Raw genomic sequence first — 19,435 nt, forward strand, 5'->3', positions numbered from 1 at the left:
CCATTAAACTGAAATAAAGACGGAATACCTTATGAATAGACCACTTCCCCGCCGCACCCTGATCGCCACGCTGGTGACCCTCGCCTTCAGCGGCGCCGCGCTCCATGCCAGCGCAGCCGAGCTGCCATCCTCCGCAGCTGAAAGCGCTGCCAACCTCGCCGATAGTGGCGACCAGAGTGGCGCCCTCGCCGCCGGCGCCGATGGCGTCTCCGGCATCGTCGACAGCGTGGTGGTACTCGGCTCGATCCGCCACGATGCCACCGTGCTGACCAGCTCCTCGCCTATCGACGTGATTACGCCCCAGCAGATCAAGGAGACCGGCGCCGTTTCGCTGAATCAGGCCCTGTCGCGACTGCACCCTTCGTTCAATTTCCCGCAAGGCCAGAACGCCGTCAAAGGCCAGGGCGTGCGCTCGGCGTCGCTACGCGGCGTCAGCCCCGCCTACACTCTGGTGCTGGTGAACGGCAAACGCCGTAACGCCTCGGCCCAGTTATCCGGTACGGATCCGTGGCTAGCGGCCACGGTGGTGGACCTGAATACCATCCCCCTGAGCGCCGTGTTGCGGGTCGAAGTGCTGCGGGACGGCGCGGCCGCCCAGTATGGCTCCGACGCTATCGCTGGCGTGATCAACATCGTCCTGCGCGAGAACGGCAGCGGCGGCGAACTGTCCGCCCACGGTGGCGGCTATAGCGATGGCGGCGGCCATACCACGGCAGTCAATGGCTGGAGCGGCGTCAAGCTGGGGCAGGACGGCTTTGCCAACTTCAGCATCGACCGGCTGAAGAACAGCAATGTCGACCGCAGCGCGGCCGACTGGCGCCAGCTGTTCCCCAACGGCGACCCGCGCAACGATAGCTACGATAAGAAATATGGCCAGTGGGGCCAGGCTTCGCGCGACAACTGGAGCGCGCTGGCCAATGCCGAACTGCCACTGAGCGCCAAAGTGGTCGCCTACGGCTGGGCCAACTATTCGGACAAGGAGTCGCATAACTGGGTTAATCCGGAACGCGTGGTCAAAGCCATTACCAGTAATCCCACAGTAACCGATGGCACCAAACTGGGCGAAAACGATGTGCTGGGCTTGTACCCGAATGGCTATCAGCCTTGGATGAGCTACCACGCCAAAGATGCCGCCGTGGTCGGCGGTGTGCGCTTCGATGCAGAGAGCGCCGGCCAGTTCGATCTGGCCCTCAGCTACGGCGCCAACGAAACGGCGCGCGACACCTACAATAGCGCCAACCCGTCGTATGGCGCCAGCAGCCCCACCCACTTCTACCTGGGCTCGTGGAAAAGCGATACCACCAGCCTCACGGCCGACTATAGCAACGTGCTGAATGTGGAAGGTCTGCAGGATGGCCTGAATATCTCGGCCGGCCTGCTGGCGCGCCATGAACGCTGGCGTACCGGCGACCTCGGTGATGCAGCCGGCTACACAGGTGGCCCGCTGGCTGGCAAGACCGTCGGTTCGCTCTACCCCGGCACCGCCTTTGCCGGCGACACCACGCGTATTCCTATCAGTGGTTCTTCCACTTCCGGCATCAAGCCGCAGGACGCCTACCAGGTCAGCCGCAATGTGGCCGGCGGCTATGCCGGACTGGATGCACGTCTGAACCGCCAGTGGCTGGTAGGCGCCACCGGCCGCTACGAACACTATTCCGATTTCGGCGGCACCAGCAATTTCAAGCTCAATAGCCGCTATGATTTCACGCCGGCGCTTGCTCTGCGCGGCACCGTTAGCTCGGGCTTCCACGCGCCGAGTCTGGCAGCACTGGGCTTCCAGAGCACGGGCACCACCAGCAACTGGTCGAATTCCGGCAGCGGCACGCTGACGCCGGGTCAGACGCGCCAGTTCCGGCCGGACGATCCCGCCGCTCTGGCCTTCGGCGCGCGCGCACTCGATCCGGAAAGATCGCGTACCTATTCGCTCGGCGCCGTCTGGCGTCCGGCCGACACCAGCTCGCTAACGGTGGACGCCTACCGCCTTAAAGTACGCGACGTCATCATCCAGACCGAGACGCTGCAGGGCACGACCGTCACCAGCGCGTTCAATGCGGCCGGTCTGCCCGGCTTCACGCAGGCGTCCTACTACACCAATGGGTGGGATAGCCGCACGGATGGTCTGGACATCATCGGCAAACATCACCTGAGCGCAGGTAGCGGCCAGCTGGAACTGAGTGCAGCACTGAGTCTGCTCAATACCAGCGTCTCGAACGTGCATCGATTCGTCAGCATAGGCGGCAGCCAGATCCTCGCTGTCAGCAATGCCAAAGTGCGCGATGCCGAGACGGGCACGCCAAAAAACAAGCTGGTACTGGGCGCGCGCTATAGCACTGGTGCGTGGACCACCGATAGCACGGTAACCCGCTACGGCCGCTACCGCTACAACGTCGGCGACGTGGCCGGCGTGGCTTCGCCCAACGGCAATATCGATCAGGTATTCTCGCCCGAGACCTATGTCGACTTCAGTGTCGCCTATGCACTGAATAAGAACTGGAAGCTGGACCTGAATGTGCAGAATGCGTTCAACCGCTATCCCGACAAATACCTGACCAATAACCGCGCCAGCGGTATCAACCCCTACTCCTTCATTGCACCGAACGGGGCTTCCGGCCGCTTCGTGTATGCAGGTCTGAGCTACAAACTGTAAAGGAGTCTCCATGACGGATCGCCGCAGCTTCCTGCGCGGCGCCGGTGCACTGGCCATGATGGCCGCTGCACCGGCGGCAGTCCGCGCCAGTAGTGCCAGTTTGCCAGCGGCGCGCGTGCTGGTGGACTGGCACGCGCACTTCGTTACCAACGCCGAAATCAGCTTCCTACGCCAGCGCCAGACGGCACCGCGCGTATTCGACACCGGCGATGGCATCAGTGTGATGGAAAATCTCGATACCGCCTCGTTCGCAGGCGGCAAACCCTCCCCCTTCAGCGCATCGGATATCGCCGCACGCCTGCGTCACATGGACCAGCTGGGGATTAGCCGCCAGCTGCTCACCCATACTGTGGCGCTAGGCTTCGATGCTACCCTGCCGCTGGAACAACTGCGTCCCCTGTTCCGCGCCGTCAACGACGAACTGGCCGGCATAGTTAGACGTTATCCGGGCCGCTTTCTGGCGGTGGCGGCGCTACCGGCGGCCGATCCGCAGTGGGCCGCGCTGGAACTGCGCCGCGCCCATCAGGAACTGGGGCTGATCGGCGGCTCCTTGCCGCTCAATGCGTTTGCTACACTGGACAGCGCGCGGACGCTGGCGCCGCTATTTGCCACCGCACAGAGCCTGGGCAGCCACTTCTTCATCCACCGTGCACCGGCCAGTGCCCTGCTGCCCGGCCAGCCACCCATGATCATCCCGAGCGATACGGAATACGCGCGCTGGAGCATCATCAGCAACAGCCATCTGGCACAGGGCGCCGTCACGCTGGGGCTGACCGACTTCCTTGATCCCTATCCCGATGTTTCGGTCGAAGTCATCATGCTGGGCGGCTTCCTGCCCTATCTGATCGATACGCTGGTACCAGCGGCCCATAAGGCGGGTGTGAACGATCCGCTCGCGCGTCTGCGCCGGCTCTACCTCGATCCGGGGCCGTATTCGCGCAATGGTGCATGGGTCAAGCTGGCGATTGAGAAGCTCGGTGCTGACCGCATCCTGTTCGGCACCGATTATGGTGTAGGTGGGGGTGATCGGGGCGATTCGGCGCCGGGACTGGCCACGCTGGATCAGGTGCTGACGCCGGCCCAGCGTCAGCAGATCTACATCGACAACAGCCGTCAGCTGCTGGCACGCAAAGGGATTACGGTTTAGCGTCCGGTTTGAGCGGAGCAGGCCATTTCGGCTGCTCCGTATTCGGATACCAGTAAGTCCTGTGGCAACGCTCGCAGGCGGCATCAATTTTCTCGCCCGCCGCCATCAGCCTGGCAGCATTCTTGCCATCGACTGCGGCAGTCGCCTCCTGCGCGGCCAATTGCAGTTCGCGCGCCGCTGCAGCAAATTTCGCCGGATCCTGATCAATCTTGCTACGCACCTGTTCTACTGTCAGGATACCCGGCACATGGGCATCTTCCAGCTGCTTGGTATGACTGACCGGACGTCCCGGCACCAGCAGCAGATTGGCAGCTTCCGCCAGACTGATCGTGTGGTGGCGTACTTCCAGCCATTCCGACTCGGTATTCGGCTGGTACTCTTTCAGGCCCTGCGCCGTGGTCTCGCTCTTGACCGATGCCCAGATCGCATCGGCGGCCGGATCGACGATATGTGCCATCACTTCCTGTATCGAGGCATCGGGATGGAAGGCCGCTGCTGACGGCGGAGCAGACTGCGCTGCCTGATTACACGCACTTAACAACGCTGGCATGGCCAGCACGGTAAGCAGATTTGCCACTAACTTCAACTTCATAATTTTCCTTTAAACATAGCCGATAGCGCGGCCAAACAGACCTACTCCCAACCACAGCGACAGCGACAGCGCCGCACTACCCTGCGCCAGCCACGGCGCCACCTGCTCTGCGCGCGTCACTTTGCGATATAGCGTCAGCTGCACCAGCAGGGCTAGCCCCAGCAGCAGCATTTTCGGCACGAAGGCACTGTTATAGAAATACCGCACGGGGCCGGACAGGAACAGCGTCGTCCCCGTCAGCACAGTGAGGGTCAGCCCGCCCCAGAGCAGCGGAGCAACCGCCGCGGCGATCTGCGGATGCGGCACCGCCCGCAGGCCCAAGCCCAGCAGACGCAGATTTACCAGCACGAGGGCAGCAAGAAAACTCACCAGTCCCATTACATGCAGCACTTCGGTAATTTCGATCACCAGATGATTAGCGCCACGCAGTTGCGTAATCAGATAGCTGTCCTGAACCCAGCCAAGGATTTGTACAAACGTCATCGTCGTTATGCTTCGTAAAAATTAGGGGTAATTAGAGGTAATAAGGAATCGAGCGGCCGAATACGGTGGCCAGTGTCCAGAAGCTCAGCGAAATCCAGCCGGCGCGCGTCGCTGCGCGCGGCAGCACGGCCTGATGTGCCCACTGGCTGGCGCGGTGGCCCCACTTCACTTCGAAATACAGCGCATTCAGGCAGGCCAGCACCATGCATCCCACTTTCAACCAGAATGGCAGATTGCTGTACAGCGTTTCCGCTTCGGCCCAGAACAGCAGCCCACCGCTAATAAAGGTCAGCGCAAAGCCGCCAAAGATGTAATAGCGCAGCTGGTTCAACAGATCCGCCAGCGGGATGCGCTTCAGCAGCAGCCCTGTCAGGCGCAAATCCGTCAGCAGTATCAGGCCGAACGACACGGCCAGCCCCAGCAAATGAAATGCCTCCAGCAAAGGAAAAGCATATTGCGACTCGCGCAACGCTGTGCTGCTGTCGGATTCCTGGATCAGGTGGACGATATCGAATAAAGTCATAGCTATCTCACCTCAGGGCAGCGCCGCCAGCGCCGATAGCGCCAGCGCAGTAGTGGCGGCATCGATATCTGTAGTCGATGCAGTGCGCGGTGCTGCAGCCGATGCAGCAGGCGCCGCGGCGACTGGTGCAGCAGGAGGCGTAATCCGCTTGATCGTCCCGCCCTGTGCTTCGTAATCTTCCGAGCCGGTGGCGCCGGCGACCTGATAGCCTTTCGCCAGCAGCAGATCACCGACCGCACCGGCACGATGGGCATGGTTGGACACCGTGATGATCAGTCTATCTTTCGGGATGAACGGCAGCTGCTGTTCGACGTCCTTGGCCTGCACGCTCAGATAGACGGGGAAGCTACCCTTAGCCGTGACTTCGTCGGGACGGCGCACATCGAGTATCAGCACTTTCTCCGGCTGGGCCAGTAGCGCATCAACTTCGCTACGCTGCAACTGCTTGGTGGTATGCGTCCACGCTTGCTGACCAAAGGCGGGAACACTGACGGCAAGCGCCAGCAGGAGGGAAATAGTTTTCATGATGAGAGACCTTCTTCGAGTTGAACTAAATCTCTAGTTCGCAATTTGCATGCCCGTCTCCGGAAAATATGTAGAAAGCCTTTAATGGCGGGCGAAGTGCCAAATTTAGCCAGACCAGCAGCAAGTCCGCATGTTGGAAAACCAGCAGACGGCGGCTCGCCTTGCTGCAAAATCAACAGCACAACATGCTCTGTGTGGAATAAAAAACAGGCCCGCCACCACGATCGGTGACGGGCCTGTCCTTTACCTCAAATTACCGGACTAGTGCGCCAGCTTGCGCACCACCGCCACCAGCCGGTCGATCTCCTCATAGGTGTTGTAAAACGCCAGCGAAGGCCGCACCGTCGTCTCGACGCCAAAGCGGCGCAGAATAGGCTGGGCGCAGTGGTGGCCGGTACGCACCGCGATGCCTTCTTCGTTGAGCGCCTTGCCCACCTGCTCGGTGGTATAGCCATCCAGAACGAACGACATCACACTGGCCTTGTCTGGCGCCGTGCCGATCAGGCGCAGACCACGGATCTGCTGCAACTGATAGCTACCGTACACCAGCAGCTCGTGCTCGTAGCGGGCTATCGCATCGAGACCGATCCGGTTCACATAATCGATCGCAGCGCCCAGCCCCACTGCATCGGCGATATTGCCGGTACCCGCTTCGAACTTGTTGGGTATAGGCTGATACACGGTCTTCTCGAACGTCACGTCAGCGATCATATTGCCGCCCCCCTGCCATGGCGGCATATCCTCCAGCACTTCGCGCTTGGCCCACAGGGCACCGATGCCGGTCGGACCGAACACTTTGTGACCGGAGAAGACGAAGAAGTCCGCACCGATATCCTGCACATCGACCTTCATGTGCGATACCGACTGGGCCCCGTCGACCAGTGCCCGCGCGCCCACGCTGTGTGCCAGCGCGACGATTTCCTTGACTGGCGTGACCGTCCCCAGCGCATTCGAAACCTGCGTTACCGACACCAGCCTGGTGCGGCTATTGAGCAGCTTGCGGTACTCGTCCAGCAGCACCTGACCGTTGTCGTCGACCGGTATCACCCGCAGTACCGCGCCCTTGGCCTTGGCCAGCTGCTGCCACGGCACGATGTTGGCGTGGTGCTCGAGATGCGAGACGATGATCTCGTCGCCCTCGCCCACATGCTGCGCGCCCCAGCTCTTGGCCACCAGATTGATCGCTTCGGTGGTGCCGCGCACGAAAATCACTTCCCGCACATCGGGCGCATTGAGGAAGCCACGCACCCGCTCGCGCGCACCCTCGTAGGCATCGGTGGCGCGTGCCGCCAGTTCATGCGCAGCGCGATGGATATTCGAGTTCTCATGCTGGTAGAAGTAGCTGATACGCTCGATCACCGAGCGCGGCTTGTGGGTCGTCGCGGCATTATCGAACCACACCAGCTGGCGCCCGTTGACGCGCTCCTGCAGTATCGGGAAGTCGCGCCGCACCGCATGCACATCGAACGGCGGCGCCGCCGTCTGCGCCTGTAGCACGGGCGAGCCGGGCGCCGGACGTGCTGCCGCAGCAGATGCCGGATCAGGACTGTGCCAGTCGCTGAGGAAGTAGTACGACGGCGCATCAAGCTGGCGCGCACCACCCAGCTCCAGCGCCGGCACGCCCAGCACGGCACTGCCGCTACGGGGCTCGTACGCAGGCACCGTACTGAACACCTTGTCCGGCACACCGTTACCGGCCTGCGCCGATGGCGCCAGCGCCGGAATCCGGTTGGCCAGCGACGGCAGCTGGCTAGGCGACGCCGGGATCAGGTTGGTACCCGGTATCTGCCCCTGCGGTATCGGCGTACCCGGCACCGACGGCCCCAGACCGGCAGGACTGGCCAGCGGCGAGCCTGCCGGTGCCACGTTGGCAGGCCCCTGCACGCCCGGCACACCAAGTGGCGTCTTGAACGGGCCCGCACTGAACAGTTCATTGGCGAGCCGCGTCAGTAGCGCCGTATCGAACGGCGCGCCGGAAGGTTCCGGCAAATTGGACGTTGGATCGCTCATTTATAGGTATCTGGATAATCGTGGTATTTGCCGATCTCGACGTCATCAAGCACGGCCAGCGCATCATTGGTCAGTACCGCCAGCGAGCAGTAAAGCGAAATCAGATAGGACGAAATCGCATGGTTGTTGATGCCCATGAAGCGTACCGACAGGCCGGGGCTCTGCTCGCCGGGCAGGCCAGGCTGATACAGCCCCACCACGCCCTGACGCTTGTCGCCCACGCGCAGCAGCAGTATCTTGGATTTGCCATCAGCCACCGGCACTTTATCGGACGGGATCAGCGGCACGCCGCGCCAGGTAATGAACTGCGAACCGAACAGGCTGATGGTAGGCGGCGGGGTGCCACGGCGCGTTGCTTCGCGGCCGAAGGCGGCAATCGCCAGCGGGTGGGCGAGGAAGAACGCGGGCTCTTTCCACACCTTGGTCAGCAGTTCGTCCAGATCGTCGGGCGTGGGCGCTCCCGTCAGCGGGAAGATGCGCTGCTCGTCCGTCACCTGCGACAGCAAACCGTAATCAGGATTGTTAATCAGTTCGGATTCCTGATTTTCCTTGATGGTCTCGATAGTCAGGCGCAGCTGTTCCTTGATCTGGTCATGCGGGCTGCTATACAGGTCGGACACCCGGGTATGCACATCCAGAATGGTCGAGACGGCATTGAGGAAGTATTCGCGCGGATGCTCCTCATAATCGACATAGGTACGCGGCAGCTGGTTCTCGGCCTGCCGCGCAGTGCAGGTGACCTTGATCGCTTCCGGATTCTTCACCTTGTTGAGGCGGTAGATACCGGCTTCCACCGGCACCCACTGCAGCAGATGGGTTAGCCAGCGCGGGCTGATGGTTTCTAGCTGCGGCGCAGTCTTGCTTGCATTGGCTAATTGCCGCGCTGCGTTATCGCCCAGCGCCGTGGTTCCGCCTACAGTTGCTGACATCTTTACTCCTATCACATTGAGTTAATAAACAATTACAGTTTGCGGCGCAGCACAACACGCCTCAACAGGCTATAGCCATCAGGCCTGCTGCCCTTCCCGGCTGGCGCCATGGGCCAGCAAGTCGGCAGGCGTGACCTGCAACGCCGCCGCCAGCTTTTCCACCGTCTGCAGGGAAGCGATCACCACACCCCGCTCGATTTCACCGATATACGAACGGTTCAGATTGGAATTCTCGGCCAGCCGCTCCTGCGACCAGCCCAGTGCCTCGCGCAATGCGCGCACGCTGCGGCCAAAGCTGCCGACCAGCGCGCAAGGGCCGCTATGGGTCGTACTCATGCCGTCGCAATCCCGTTTGCCAGCGCCCCTTCGCGCGATTCCGCCTGTGCCACGCGGCCGCCGGGCGGCACATCATGGGTGAGCCAGACATTGCCGCCGATTACCGCCCCTTTACCCAGCGTGATACGGCCGAGTATGGTGGCGCCGGCATAGATCACCACATCGTCTTCGACTACGGGATGACGGGGCTGGCCCTTCTGCAAATTTCCGTCCGCATCGGCCGGGAAACGCTTGGCGCCCAGCGTGACCGCCTGATACACGCGTACCCGTTCACCGATCACAGCCGTTTCGCCGATCACCACGCCGGTACCATGGTCGATGAAGAAGCCCGCGCCGATGCGGGCACCGGGATGGATATCGATGCCGGTCGCGCTATGGGCCAGTTCGGCCACAATGCGTGCCAGCAGCGGCAGACCCAGTTCGTATAACTGGTGCGCCAGCCGGTAGTGGATCATGGCCAGCACACCGGGATAGCACAGCAGCACTTCATCCACGCTGCGCGCAGCAGGGTCGCCCTGATAGGCCGCCAGCACATCACTATCGAGCAGCGTGCGGATAGCGGGCAAGGCCGCCGCAAAGCTGCGGACCGCCGTCAGCGCTTGCTGATCGACATCGACCGGTTCACCGGCCACCAGCGTGGCGTTGTAGGCCAGTTCGCGCTTGACCTGCTGCAGCAGCGCATGCAGCGCGTCATCGAGCGTATGGGCAACGTGAAAGTCTTCACTTTCCTGACGCAGATCAGGCGGACCCAGCCGCATGGGGAATAACACCCCTTTGAGATTCTCGATGATGGCCGACAGCGCATTGCGCGAGGGGAACTCGCGGTTGCCCGGCTCGTTGCTACGGCTCTGGATCCGGCGCCAGTGATGGCGCGCCTCGTGCAAGGCCTGCACGATACCGCTGATATCAAATGTCGCCATGCTTTAATCCTGTACCCATGGCAGACCGCGCAAGCGCCAGCCGTCCGACTTGCCGCGCTGCTGCAGATCGTCAATCTCGCCTTCGAAACCTTCCAGCACATTGAACACGGCCGTAAAGCCCGCCTTGGCAGCGGCTTCCGCCGCCAGCGCCGAGCGCTTGCCGCTGCGGCACAACAGCAGGGCAACGGCATCCTTGCCGCCGATACGGGCTTCCAGTTCGCGCACAAAGCGGGGATTGCGCGTCAGGGCCGTGCCCGTCGCCCACGGCACGTGCAGCGACTCGGGCACATGGCCGACAAATTTGCGTTCTTCCGCAGTACGGACATCGACCAGCAGCGCCTGCCCAGTGGAGAACAACTCCCAGGCGACTGCAGGCGCTACACCAGCCTGCGCATGCGCTAGCTGGACCGGTAATTCAACAACAGCTTCCGACATATTCAACCTTTAAGACATGGTGGCGATAGACGTCAGCATACGTTCGCTTTATTTTGGATAAAACGAATAAAATCAACTTCGCAAAAATGAAAACCGCATAAGCGATGTGGGCAAGGAAGACATCCGCTACTGCTGCGTATGCAGCAGACATGCTGCAAAGCCTGCACTAGCGGTCCATATACTGTTTCCAGATAAGCATGCTATGCATGATTCGTTCCCGCCACAGAGCCGCTACTCTATAGTCGTTGGCATGGAACTTCTTGCACACAATTTCAACAGTGAGTTTGTCCGCGGCGCCAATCTCGCCAAGGGTCTCGACTCGGCAGAGCAGCCACTGATCGCCTTCCGCGATGCCAGCCAGCTCAGCCTGATCATCCGCGCCACCGCCTTCGTGTTCGCCGATGCCCGCTCACGCGCGCTGCACGGCGTGATCGAACGCATCGCGCCCAGCAACGCCACTGTCCTCATCACGGGCGAAACGGGTACCGGCAAAGAGCTGGTTGCGCGCCATGTCCATGCGCTGAGCCGGCGGCACCATCAGCAGTTCATAGCAGTCAACTGCGGTGCCTTTAGCGACACGCTGATCGAAAGTGAACTGTTCGGCTATGAGCGCGGCGCCTATACTGGCGCCCAGCAAGGCAAGGCGGGCTGGTTCGAAACGGCCAACGGCGGCACCCTATTCCTCGATGAGATCGGCGACCTGCCGCTGGCCATGCAGGTCAAGCTGCTGCGCGTATTGCAGGAGCGCGAGGTGGTGCGGCTGGGCGCGCGTAAGGCCGTGCCGATTGATGTACGCCTGATCGCGGCCACCAATATCGATCTGGCGGCCGCCGTGCGGGCCGGGCGCTTCCGCGAGGATCTGTACTACCGTCTGCAAGTGATCAGTCTGCCTGTGCTGCCGCTGCGCGAACGGCGTGGCGATATACTGCCGCTGGCCCAGCATTTCCTGAATATCTATGCGCGCCGCCTGCACGTCGAGCAAGTCCAGCTGAGCGCTGCCGCCGAGCAGGCGCTGCTGGCCTATCCGTGGCCGGGCAATATCCGCGAGCTGGAAAACATCATCCACCGTGCCGTGCTGCTCAGCCGTGCCGGCCTGATCACCCCGCAGGAACTCGATCTGCCGGGCTGGCAGAATGCTGTGCCGCTTGCCCCGGCGCCTGCCGCCAGCACACCAGCACCGATCAGCAGCGCGCCTGCGCCGGTGCCTGCCAGCGTCGTGCCAGTGCATCGCACTGCGACCATGGAACAGGCCTGGCACGCCCTGCTGGAATCGGACACGCCTATCGACTTCGAACTGCTGCAACAGCAGCTGGTACTGGCGGCGTGGGAGCTATGCCAGCGCAATCAGGTGCGCACTGCCAAGCGGCTAGGCATCAGCCGCAATGTGCTGCGCACCCAGCTCAAGAAAGCCGCCGTCATCGACTGAACTGTGCCACCATGCACTAGTCATCCCGTCACATTGGCAGAGACGCCCCGCTTGCTAGCGGGGTCTATTGCCTAGAAACCGTAGGCGTCGGGACTCGGCGGCGTTTTCGGCATCGGCGTGTCGTAGCCGAAGCCGCGGTTGCCGTTCGGACCGATCACGCCGGCGCCGGGACCAATGTGCTCGCGTTCCACATTGTTCTCGTTGCACGAGTACTCGCCCACCCCGCGCCCATCGCCACCATAGTTCCACTTGCGGGTGAACTTGAACGGTTCGCGATAGTACTTCGGATCGATCACGGTTTCTTCCAGTTGCAGATGGTGATAGTCGGGGCGCGACCAGCGCTCAATTACTCTGGTCTGGTCACTGGTGGGATTGCCGTTTTCATCGAGCCAGATTTTCTCGAACGAGGAATCGCGCAGGCCCGTCGTCTCGATCACCAGCGTATCGCCCTCCCAGTACGCCACATTGGTGCCGAAATAGCTTTTACTGATGCTATCGCGTGGCGGCAGGCTGCGCTGTGCGCCCACCGTGGCCGAGCGGTGTGTGGTGTAATGGTACAGCGTGGCAAAGCGCTCGGTGGTATGCAGAATTTCGAACGGCAGGCCGCTGCTGTTATGACGCGGAATGCCGCCATTGATGCACACGGCTTCCGGATCGGGCGTATGGTTCTGCGCATAGATCATAGCCCGCTTGCCCAGTTCGCTCAGCGGCAGGATAAAGCCGGGCTGATCCTTGCCTTGATTACCGCCCGGCGCTCCCTTCTCGCGCACGCCCTGCCAGAAGCCGCTCAGATCAGGCTTGCCGTCGAGCAGACGAGGCGTCGCAATGGGCGGACCGTTGTAGATAAAGGGACGGAACATCTCGGTTTCGGCATCGTCGCTTTCCACTGTAGCGGGACGGGTCGCTGATGGTTTGGTCTGTGCCAGTACCTGCGCACTGCAGGCAGCCAGCAAGGCAAGCAGCAACACGCTGCGCACGAAAGTGGTGGGTTGGTTCATAGTACTCATACGCCTCACTTGGCCTCCGGTTTAGGTGGCAGGTCCGATGGTTTAGGTTTGTTCTTGCGGTACAGCCAGTAACCAGTGCCACGACCATCGTCTTCCACGCTGCCCAGCGGCCAGTCCGGCACGATCTGTTTGTCCGGTCCGTAATAGCGGTTACCATCAGCACCTATCGGGCCCGGTCCGGGCGCCAGATGGGTAGTGACCCAGAAAGTATTCCATTCACAGGAGAATTCCTTCAGCTGTTCGCCCTGTGGTGCCAGCACGAACTTGCGGCTGTACTGGATAGGCTGGCGGTAATACCTGGCATCGCTCAGCGTCAGTTCCAGCTGCAGATGATGATAGTCGGGACGGCTCCAGCGTTCCACCAGCACGGCTTGGCTACTGATAGGGTTGGCATTGTCGTCAGCCCAGACGCGGCCATCGGCGCTATCCTTGAAGCCGGTGGAGCGGATCACCAGCGTATCGCCTTCCCAGTGACCCAGCCCGTTACCGCTGTAGCGCGGATCCGGATCACTGGCCGGTTTGCGGCCATCGAGCCAGGCCAGCCGGTGCCAGCCCAGCTGGTGAAAGGTGGCAAAGCGCACACCGTTGTGCTGGATTTCAAATGGCAGCACCGCCGTCAGCGCACGCGGGATGCCGGTAATGATGCAGCGCGCTTCCGGATCGACCACCTTGAAATTGGCAGCCAGTGCCGCTTTGCCTGCGGCCGTGTAAGGCAGGCTAAAGCCAGGCAGGTCCTTGGCCAGATTGCCGTCCGGCTTATCGGCTTCGTGCAGCAGTTTCCAGTAACCGTTAAGCAGCGGCTTGCCGCGCGCATCACGTGGCGTGGCCACTGGCTTGCCGGTGTATTCGCTGCCCAGCCAGATGGCGGCAGACTTGCTGGTGATAGTGTCGGGCCTGGCTTCGTCGCGGTACTGCGCAGTGGCCGTGACGGCCGCTACCGACAACGCGAGGCCAAGCGCCATATGCAGCGGTTTGATTCTCAGAGACATAGGCTTCTCTTGCTGAGCTAGTTGGTAAAGCGGCCAATGTGCCAGACTAGCTTGTCTATCGTCCAATAAGTTTATTGCATATTCATATCTAAAGTGCGCGTTTGGGTTGGGCCATATTTGCATGTAAGCTGTGCTGGCTTTGACACTACTGGAGTAACTTATGAAAAAAAATATTCTGCGCGCTGCTGTTCTATTTTCCGCGCTGTCCATCGGTCCGATCGCTTCAGCCCACCATTCGTTTGCGGCGCTGTTCGATGCCAGCAAGCCGATCCGTTTGAAAGGCACGCTGACCAAGGTCGACTGGACCAATCCGCACAGCTACTTCTACCTCGATGTAGTCGATAGCAAAGGCGTGACCTATAACTGGGCCGTAGAGGGTGCCGGTCCCGGTGCGCTGTCGCGGCGCGGCTTCAAGAAAGGCGACGTGAAGATCGGCGACACGCTGGTGGTGGACGGCTATCTGGTCAAGAAGCCCGGCGTGCGCCTGATCGATGGCCGCATCGTTACCCTGCCCGATGGCCGCGTGATCAATGGCGGTACCGAAGGCGATGGTGGCCCTGGCGACACCAAACCGGTGGAAGTACAGAAGGACGCCAGCACCGGATGATGCGCAAGCGTTGCTGCACCAAGCCGGCATGCGTACATGCCGGCTTTTTTTCGCCTGCGCCTGATCCAGCAAGGAAAGGCTGGGCGAGCGGTCAATTTTTCCGGACATCAGAATTGTAATTAGCTTAGACCGGCACACTGCATATCGGTCTGCGTTTTTATTCTTCGACAGCAACTATCCACGCAGACAAAATTGGGCTTTCGTCAACTACGCAATGGAAAGTACCAAGATGAGTTCAAACCTGCATACGCCCCACCCGCTTCGTTTAAAAGCGCTCACCGTCGCCGTCTCGCTGGCCTGCTGCGCACCGGCCTATGCCGAAGAATCTGCTGGCAGTAGCGCCGCTGCTGCCAGTGCTGCCAGTGTCACTGAAGCGAGCGTGGTAGTAGTCACCGGTTCACGCGTAGGCGGGCGCACCATCGAGAACAGTGCCTCGCCCATCGATGTGCTGACGCAGGAAGATCTGGCCAACAGTGGCGCCAGCAATCTGCTCGGCGCACTGGTCACGCTGATTCCATCGTTCAACCTGCCGGGCCAGTCGCCCCAGCCTGATCTGGGCAGCATCGTGCTGGGCGTGCAACAGCGCAATCTGTCGCCTTCCTACACGCTGGTGCTGATCAACGGCAAGCGCCGCAACACCACCGCAGTGGTCAATGAAAACGGCTTCTCCGGCTCGGCCGCCGTCGATCTGGGCCTGATCCCGATCAGCGCTATCGACCACGTAGAAGTGCTGCGCGATGGCGCCTCCGCCTTGTATGGCTCGGCCGCGATTGCCGGCACCGTCAACGTCATTTTGAAACGCAATGCTCAGGGTGGTCAGATCGGTCTGAGCGGTGGCGCTACCACCAAGGGCGATGGTGAAAACGGCAGCGTCGCCCTTAATCAGGGCTTTGCACTGGACGAGCGCGGCTTCGTCAGCCTGTTCGCCCAGCTCAGCAAGCAGAAGCCGGCCGTGCGCAGCTCGCCCCTGAACGCCGGCTATCTGTACTACCCTGCCATCAAGGCCGACGGCTCGCTGTCGACCACTCTGGGACCGAACAATGCGCTGCCGGCTGGCGCCACGCCCAATCCCAAGGAAGCGGGACGCGACTACGCGCCATGGAAAAACAGCGGACAGAAACTCGATGTGCGCACCAGCAGCGTGGGCTATAACGCCGAATATGATCTCGGCAACGATCTGAGCGCGTATAGCTTCGCCACCTACTCCGACCGGCGCGCGTATTCGGCACAGAACTTCCGTAGTCCGTTCGCCATCTACAGCAACACCAATGCACGCAACAATGGCTGGTTCAATTTCTATCCGGACGGCTTTACGCCGCAGGAATCGACGGCCGACCGCGAAGCCCAGCTGGTGGCGGGCCTGCGCGGCGTCTGGGGCGGCTGGAACTGGGATCTGAGCAGCAACTACGGACGGGACAAAGTCGAAGTCTTCACCGTGCATTCGGCCAACTATGCGCTGCCTGCCGCCGCCGGCCAGACTGATTTCAACATCGGCCAGCACATCTACTCGCTGTGGACCAACACGCTGGATCTGACGCGTAGCATTGCCACCGGCTGGAGCGCCAAGCCGCTGAATCTGTCGGCGGGTCTGGAATACACCAGCGAACATAGCCAGCTCAAGGCGGGCGAACCGAATGCCTATCTGGGCGTGATCCCCGGCGACGGCGGCAATGGCAGCGGCGGTGCCCAGTCGCTGCCCGGCTATCTGCCGCGCGATGCCGCCGATACCAAGCGGCATGGCTATGCCGCCTATGCTGGCGCCGGCACCAATCTGACGGAAGCGTGGTTTATCGACGGCGGCGTGCGGGGCGAACACTATTCCGACTTCGGTAGTAGCGGCCTGATCGGCAAACTGTCGAGCCGCTACGATTTCAGCCCTGCGCTGGCCCTGCGCGGCACGGCCAGCAATGGCTTCCATGCTCCGTCGCTGCAGACGGTTTCGTTCAGCAATACGTCGGGCCGCCCTAACGGCCTGATCTCGTCACTGGTCCGTCCGGACTCGGCTGCCGGTCAGGCACTCGGTGCTGTTGCGCTGGCACCGGAAAAAGCCCAGGGCTTTACGCTCGGGCTGACGGGCGATCTAGGCACCCAGTTCAACTATGCGGTGGACTTCTATCAGACCGAAGTCAAGCACACACTGGGCACCTCGGCCAACGTCGGCCTCGATCGCACCAACAGCGATGGCCAGTTCCGCGATGCCACCGGCGCCGTACTGTCGCCGTCCCAGCTGGCTATCCTGCAAGGCTATTTCACTGCTGCCGGTCTGGCCATTCCCCAGCAAGGCACGGGCCTGACGGCGCATTACTTCACCGATGTGGGCGATGTGCGCAGCCGCGGTGTGGATCTGACCATCGATGGCAAGCACAAACTGGACACGGGCGTCTTCAAATGGAATCTGGCCGCGAACTTCAACACCAGCGCCTTCACCCGCCTGTCGGACATTCCTGCCAAGCTCAAGGGCTTGCCGAACATCTCCACACTGTCGCTGACCAATCAGCAGAGCACCTTATACCTTGCGCCTAGCGACAAGCAGGTGCTGAGCCTGAACTACAAGCAGGGTGCTTATTCGCTCGATCTGCGCGAGACCCGCATCGGCAAGGTGCGCCGGTTCTGGACCAATGCCGACAATGCTGCACTGGGCCTGCCGACCACTGGCGAATGGAATGCCGGCAAACTGTGGACCACCGACCTGACACTGGGCTGGAATCTGGGTCACGGTTTCGACGCCAAATTTGCCGTCGTCAACGCGTTCAACCAGCGCGCCCGCCGCGTGCCTGATATTTCGCGCACCAACGCCGCCAAAGCCCAGTACCAGTACGCCTACGATACCAGCGGCCCGCTTGGTGCCGATCTGGGCAGCCAGTACTACGCTACGCTCAACTACAAGTTCTAAGCCTAGCGCATCTTGCAAGGTCTGGCTGGCCGGCATGGGCCGTGCCCGCCAGTCAGACGCATACACATATCAGGAGTTCCATATGCCTTTAGGCGAATTTTTCGATCAAGTAGCAGCTCTACCCATCAGCCTGGTTCTGGGCGAATCACTGAATCTGTTCTCCGCACTGGACGTCATTCACATTGTGGGGGTGCTACTCCTCGCAGGCAGCATTGCAATTGTAGACTTGCGCCTGCTGGGCGTGGTCTTTGCCGACGTCGGACTGGACGTGTTACAGCGTCAAGTCTTGCCACTTACCCTAGCCGGCGCATTGCTGGTGTTTCCTAGCGGGATAGGTCTGTTTTTGCCGCAGGCCGGCAAGATCTGGCTGAACCCGCTATTGCAAGCCAAGCTAGCCTTGCTGCTACTGGCCGCAGCGAATATCGGCTACTGGCACTACAATTTTTCGCGCCATGCCGAATGGAGTACCACCACCGCGCTGCCGTGGCAGGCCCGCTTCGCCGGAGCATCGTCGCTCGCTTTATGGGCCGGCATCCTGATCGCGGGACGGCTGATCGCGTTTTACATCTGAGGAATACCATGTCGCTCCTGACCCACCCTGCTTCCATCGTCTGGTTATCCCAGACCTCACTTGCGCACAGCTTCAACGCCGCGGATCCATGGACTTTCGCGACCGTTATGACCATCCACCTGCTCGGCCTCGCGCTCGCTTTCGGCACTTCTCTGATCCTCAATCTGCGCCTGCTCGGCTGGGGACTGCGCGCCAGCAGTCCTGCCCAGATTGCGGGTACGCTGCGCCCCTATCTTCTGGCAGGGCTCAGCATCGCGCTGCTCAGCGGTTTGTGGCTGTTCATTGCCGACGTACTCAAATTCTGGGCGAATCCTGTATTCAGGACCAAACTGGCTTTGCTACTGCTACTCAGCGTGATACAGGTGTGGCTGCTGTTCAAGGTAAAGGCAGGCGCCATACCTGCGCGTTCCATCGCAGCGCTCACGCTCGTAATCTGGCTTGCAACCATTATTTCAGGACGTCTGATCGGTCTGATCTAGCAGATGCTAAGCTAGCCTGAAGATACAGCGAATGCGGTAATCTCTGCGAGTCTTCAGGCTCCAACGCAACCTCCTTGAGCCTGTGCCCCTGAATATGCCCCTCAAAGCGCGCCAGCATACCGAATATGCGCTCATGTCCAGTTGCGCCTCGGTGATCGCAAGCGTAGTTCAACGGCTAAACACAGGTGTTGGCAATACAAAGCAAATGTTCTCCATTGAGCGATGCTCCCCCTACCAGTAACCCATTTACATGGGCTATCGATAATAGCTCTTCTGCGTTCTGCGGATTAACGCTACCGCCATATAACAGTGTGTTGGAGTGACTGCCATAGGCGTTTAGGTATTGGCGAATACAGCGGTGCGCATGCAGAATATCGTTTTTCGGCGCAGCTTTGCCGCTGCCAATAGCCCAGACTGGCTCATAAGCGATAGCGACCCTACTTAGTTGCTCAGGCGATAGCTTTTGCGTCAATGTGCCTAGCTGACGAAAAAGAATCGTCTCGGTCAGACCCGCCTGTCGCTGCGGATAACTCTCACCGATACAGACTATCGGCCTCAAGTCCACGGACAGTGAGCGCACAATTTTTTCGGCAATCATTGCATCGCTTTCGCTATGCGCGAGACGGCGCTCGGAGTGCCCCACTATGACATAGCGGCAGCCATTATCAGCGAGCATTTCAGCCGAGACAGCTCCCGTCTGGGCGCCATGCGTCGATGCGGCAACGTCCTGCGCCCCCACGGCAATCGGGCTGTCCTCGAGTGCCGCAGCACACATGGCGAGATATGGATATGGTGGACAGACCACCAGAGTATGGCGCGACGTCTGCGCCGCCTTAAGTTGAGCCAGAATAGACTGGACCGAGGCACGACTACCATGCATCTTCCAGTTGCCAACTATGAGCTTTTGCGACATGAC

The 19,435-nt window shown here is 60.9% G+C and carries 19 protein-coding genes; 7 read left to right on the forward strand and 12 right to left on the reverse strand.

Annotated elements, in window-relative coordinates:
* Positions 1-31 precede the first annotated feature (31 nt).
* Together GTP27_RS01235 and GTP27_RS01240 are read left to right on the forward strand one after the other, a co-directional pair.
* Positions 32-2,647 (forward strand): TonB-dependent receptor plug domain-containing protein, encoded by a 2,616-nt coding sequence (locus tag GTP27_RS01235; protein WP_161037372.1) that lies wholly within the window; start codon positions 32-34, stop codon positions 2,645-2,647.
* A gap of 10 nt (positions 2,648-2,657) precedes the next feature.
* Complete coding sequence (locus GTP27_RS01240) at positions 2,658-3,794, forward strand: amidohydrolase family protein (RefSeq protein WP_161037373.1); 1,137 nt, start codon at positions 2,658-2,660, stop codon at positions 3,792-3,794.
* On the opposite strand, the gene GTP27_RS01245 is transcribed toward GTP27_RS01240, so the two are convergent.
* The 9 genes from GTP27_RS01245 to GTP27_RS01285 all read right to left on the reverse strand — a co-directional run bounded on the left by GTP27_RS01245 (position 3,784) and on the right by GTP27_RS01285 (position 10,547).
* Positions 3,784-4,386: a cytochrome c gene (locus GTP27_RS01245; RefSeq protein WP_229633280.1), complete on the reverse strand. Its 603-nt coding sequence runs from the start codon at positions 4,384-4,386 to the stop codon at positions 3,784-3,786. The genes GTP27_RS01240 and GTP27_RS01245 overlap by 11 nt on opposite strands.
* A gap of 9 nt (positions 4,387-4,395) precedes the next feature.
* Complete coding sequence (locus GTP27_RS01250; protein ID WP_161037374.1) at positions 4,396-4,869, reverse strand: DUF6644 family protein; 474 nt, start codon at positions 4,867-4,869, stop codon at positions 4,396-4,398.
* A gap of 31 nt (positions 4,870-4,900) precedes the next feature.
* Positions 4,901-5,392 (reverse strand): DUF6644 family protein, encoded by a 492-nt coding sequence (locus tag GTP27_RS01255; RefSeq protein WP_161037375.1) that lies wholly within the window; start codon positions 5,390-5,392, stop codon positions 4,901-4,903.
* Positions 5,393-5,404: 12 nt separating this feature from the next.
* Positions 5,405-5,917, reverse strand: a complete 513-nt coding sequence (locus GTP27_RS01260) for a rhodanese-like domain-containing protein (RefSeq protein WP_202416470.1) — start codon at positions 5,915-5,917, stop codon at positions 5,405-5,407.
* Positions 5,918-6,178: 261 nt separating this feature from the next.
* Entirely contained in the window at positions 6,179-7,927 is a 1,749-nt protein-coding gene (locus GTP27_RS01265; protein ID WP_161037376.1) for a family 2A encapsulin nanocompartment cargo protein cysteine desulfurase, read from the reverse strand.
* Complete coding sequence (locus GTP27_RS01270; RefSeq protein WP_161037377.1) at positions 7,924-8,856, reverse strand: family 2A encapsulin nanocompartment shell protein; 933 nt, start codon at positions 8,854-8,856, stop codon at positions 7,924-7,926. The genes GTP27_RS01265 and GTP27_RS01270 overlap by 4 nt, the downstream gene beginning before the upstream one ends.
* 78 nt (positions 8,857-8,934) lie before the next feature.
* A complete protein-coding gene (locus GTP27_RS01275; protein WP_161037378.1) occupies positions 8,935-9,192 on the reverse strand; it encodes a helix-turn-helix domain-containing protein in 258 nt (85 codons plus the stop codon).
* Positions 9,189-10,112: a serine O-acetyltransferase EpsC gene (gene epsC / locus GTP27_RS01280; protein WP_161037379.1), complete on the reverse strand. Its 924-nt coding sequence runs from the start codon at positions 10,110-10,112 to the stop codon at positions 9,189-9,191. Before epsC ends, GTP27_RS01275 begins: the two co-directional genes overlap by 4 nt.
* Before the next feature lie 3 nt (positions 10,113-10,115).
* Positions 10,116-10,547, reverse strand: a complete 432-nt coding sequence (locus GTP27_RS01285; protein WP_161037380.1) for a rhodanese-like domain-containing protein — start codon at positions 10,545-10,547, stop codon at positions 10,116-10,118.
* A 250-nt stretch (positions 10,548-10,797) separates the two neighbouring features.
* On the opposite strand from GTP27_RS01285, the gene GTP27_RS01290 reads away from it, so the two are divergent.
* Positions 10,798-11,973 carry a sigma-54 interaction domain-containing protein gene (locus GTP27_RS01290; RefSeq protein WP_161037381.1) on the forward strand — a complete coding sequence of 392 codons (1,176 nt, stop codon included), beginning with the start codon at positions 10,798-10,800 and terminating at the stop codon, positions 11,971-11,973.
* A 71-nt stretch (positions 11,974-12,044) separates the two neighbouring features.
* Here GTP27_RS01290 and GTP27_RS01295 read toward each other — a convergent pair whose 3' ends face one another.
* Positions 12,045-12,971, reverse strand: coding sequence for a hypothetical protein (locus tag GTP27_RS01295; RefSeq protein ID WP_161037382.1), 927 nt, complete (start codon positions 12,969-12,971; stop codon positions 12,045-12,047).
* Positions 12,972-12,985: 14 nt separating this feature from the next.
* Positions 12,986-13,969 (reverse strand): hypothetical protein, encoded by a 984-nt coding sequence (locus GTP27_RS01300; protein ID WP_161037383.1) that lies wholly within the window; start codon positions 13,967-13,969, stop codon positions 12,986-12,988.
* A 160-nt stretch (positions 13,970-14,129) separates the two neighbouring features.
* Here GTP27_RS01300 and GTP27_RS01305 point away from each other — a divergent pair, with 160 nt between their 5' ends.
* The 4 genes from GTP27_RS01305 to GTP27_RS01320 all read left to right on the forward strand — a co-directional run bounded on the left by GTP27_RS01305 (position 14,130) and on the right by GTP27_RS01320 (position 18,519).
* Positions 14,130-14,576 carry a DUF6152 family protein gene (locus tag GTP27_RS01305; protein ID WP_161037384.1) on the forward strand — a complete coding sequence of 149 codons (447 nt, stop codon included), beginning with the start codon at positions 14,130-14,132 and terminating at the stop codon, positions 14,574-14,576.
* 229 nt (positions 14,577-14,805) lie between these two features.
* Positions 14,806-17,469, forward strand: a complete 2,664-nt coding sequence (locus tag GTP27_RS01310) for a TonB-dependent receptor plug domain-containing protein (protein WP_161037385.1) — start codon at positions 14,806-14,808, stop codon at positions 17,467-17,469.
* An 82-nt stretch (positions 17,470-17,551) separates the two neighbouring features.
* Positions 17,552-18,040 carry a DUF6644 family protein gene (locus tag GTP27_RS01315; protein WP_161037386.1) on the forward strand — a complete coding sequence of 163 codons (489 nt, stop codon included), beginning with the start codon at positions 17,552-17,554 and terminating at the stop codon, positions 18,038-18,040.
* 8 nt (positions 18,041-18,048) lie between these two features.
* The gene (locus GTP27_RS01320; protein ID WP_161037387.1) at positions 18,049-18,519 is read left to right on the forward strand and encodes a hypothetical protein; all 471 of its coding nucleotides are present in this window, start codon (positions 18,049-18,051) and stop codon (positions 18,517-18,519) included.
* Positions 18,520-18,694: 175 nt separating this feature from the next.
* Here the strand turns inward: GTP27_RS01320 and tpiA are convergent, their stop codons facing one another.
* Entirely contained in the window at positions 18,695-19,432 is a 738-nt protein-coding gene (gene tpiA, locus GTP27_RS01325) for a triose-phosphate isomerase (protein WP_161037388.1), read from the reverse strand.
* Positions 19,433-19,435 lie beyond the last annotated feature (3 nt).

The sequence above is a fragment of the Duganella qianjiadongensis genome (assembly GCF_009857915.1).
In the GTDB taxonomy this organism is placed as follows: Bacteria; Pseudomonadota; Gammaproteobacteria; order Burkholderiales; family Burkholderiaceae_D; genus Rugamonas; species Rugamonas qianjiadongensis.

Excerpts from the sequence above, each read along its gene's own strand:
- GTP27_RS01305 (WP_161037384.1), top strand. The coding sequence starts at position 14,130 with ATGAAAAAAAATATTCTGCGCGCTGCTGTTCTATTTTCCGCGCTGTCC.
- GTP27_RS01295 (WP_161037382.1), bottom strand. The coding sequence starts at position 12,971 with ATGAACCAACCCACCACTTTCGTGCGCAGCGTGTTGCTGCTTGCCTTG.
- GTP27_RS01260 (WP_202416470.1), bottom strand. The coding sequence starts at position 5,917 with ATGAAAACTATTTCCCTCCTGCTGGCGCTTGCCGTCAGTGTTCCCGCC.
- GTP27_RS01315 (WP_161037386.1), top strand. The coding sequence starts at position 17,552 with ATGCCTTTAGGCGAATTTTTCGATCAAGTAGCAGCTCTACCCATCAGC.
- GTP27_RS01235 (WP_161037372.1), top strand. The coding sequence starts at position 32 with ATGAATAGACCACTTCCCCGCCGCACCCTGATCGCCACGCTGGTGACC.
- GTP27_RS01250 (WP_161037374.1), bottom strand. The coding sequence starts at position 4,869 with ATGACGTTTGTACAAATCCTTGGCTGGGTTCAGGACAGCTATCTGATT.
- GTP27_RS01300 (WP_161037383.1), bottom strand. The coding sequence starts at position 13,969 with ATGTCTCTGAGAATCAAACCGCTGCATATGGCGCTTGGCCTCGCGTTG.
- GTP27_RS01245 (WP_229633280.1), bottom strand. The coding sequence starts at position 4,386 with ATGAAGTTGAAGTTAGTGGCAAATCTGCTTACCGTGCTGGCCATGCCA.
- epsC (WP_161037379.1), bottom strand. The coding sequence starts at position 10,112 with ATGGCGACATTTGATATCAGCGGTATCGTGCAGGCCTTGCACGAGGCG.
- GTP27_RS01285 (WP_161037380.1), bottom strand. The coding sequence starts at position 10,547 with ATGTCGGAAGCTGTTGTTGAATTACCGGTCCAGCTAGCGCATGCGCAG.
- GTP27_RS01290 (WP_161037381.1), top strand. The coding sequence starts at position 10,798 with ATGGAACTTCTTGCACACAATTTCAACAGTGAGTTTGTCCGCGGCGCC.
- GTP27_RS01265 (WP_161037376.1), bottom strand. The coding sequence starts at position 7,927 with ATGAGCGATCCAACGTCCAATTTGCCGGAACCTTCCGGCGCGCCGTTC.
- tpiA (WP_161037388.1), bottom strand. The coding sequence starts at position 19,432 with ATGTCGCAAAAGCTCATAGTTGGCAACTGGAAGATGCATGGTAGTCGT.
- GTP27_RS01310 (WP_161037385.1), top strand. The coding sequence starts at position 14,806 with ATGAGTTCAAACCTGCATACGCCCCACCCGCTTCGTTTAAAAGCGCTC.
- GTP27_RS01255 (WP_161037375.1), bottom strand. The coding sequence starts at position 5,392 with ATGACTTTATTCGATATCGTCCACCTGATCCAGGAATCCGACAGCAGC.
- GTP27_RS01240 (WP_161037373.1), top strand. The coding sequence starts at position 2,658 with ATGACGGATCGCCGCAGCTTCCTGCGCGGCGCCGGTGCACTGGCCATG.
- GTP27_RS01270 (WP_161037377.1), bottom strand. The coding sequence starts at position 8,856 with ATGTCAGCAACTGTAGGCGGAACCACGGCGCTGGGCGATAACGCAGCG.
- GTP27_RS01275 (WP_161037378.1), bottom strand. The coding sequence starts at position 9,192 with ATGAGTACGACCCATAGCGGCCCTTGCGCGCTGGTCGGCAGCTTTGGC.
- GTP27_RS01320 (WP_161037387.1), top strand. The coding sequence starts at position 18,049 with ATGTCGCTCCTGACCCACCCTGCTTCCATCGTCTGGTTATCCCAGACC.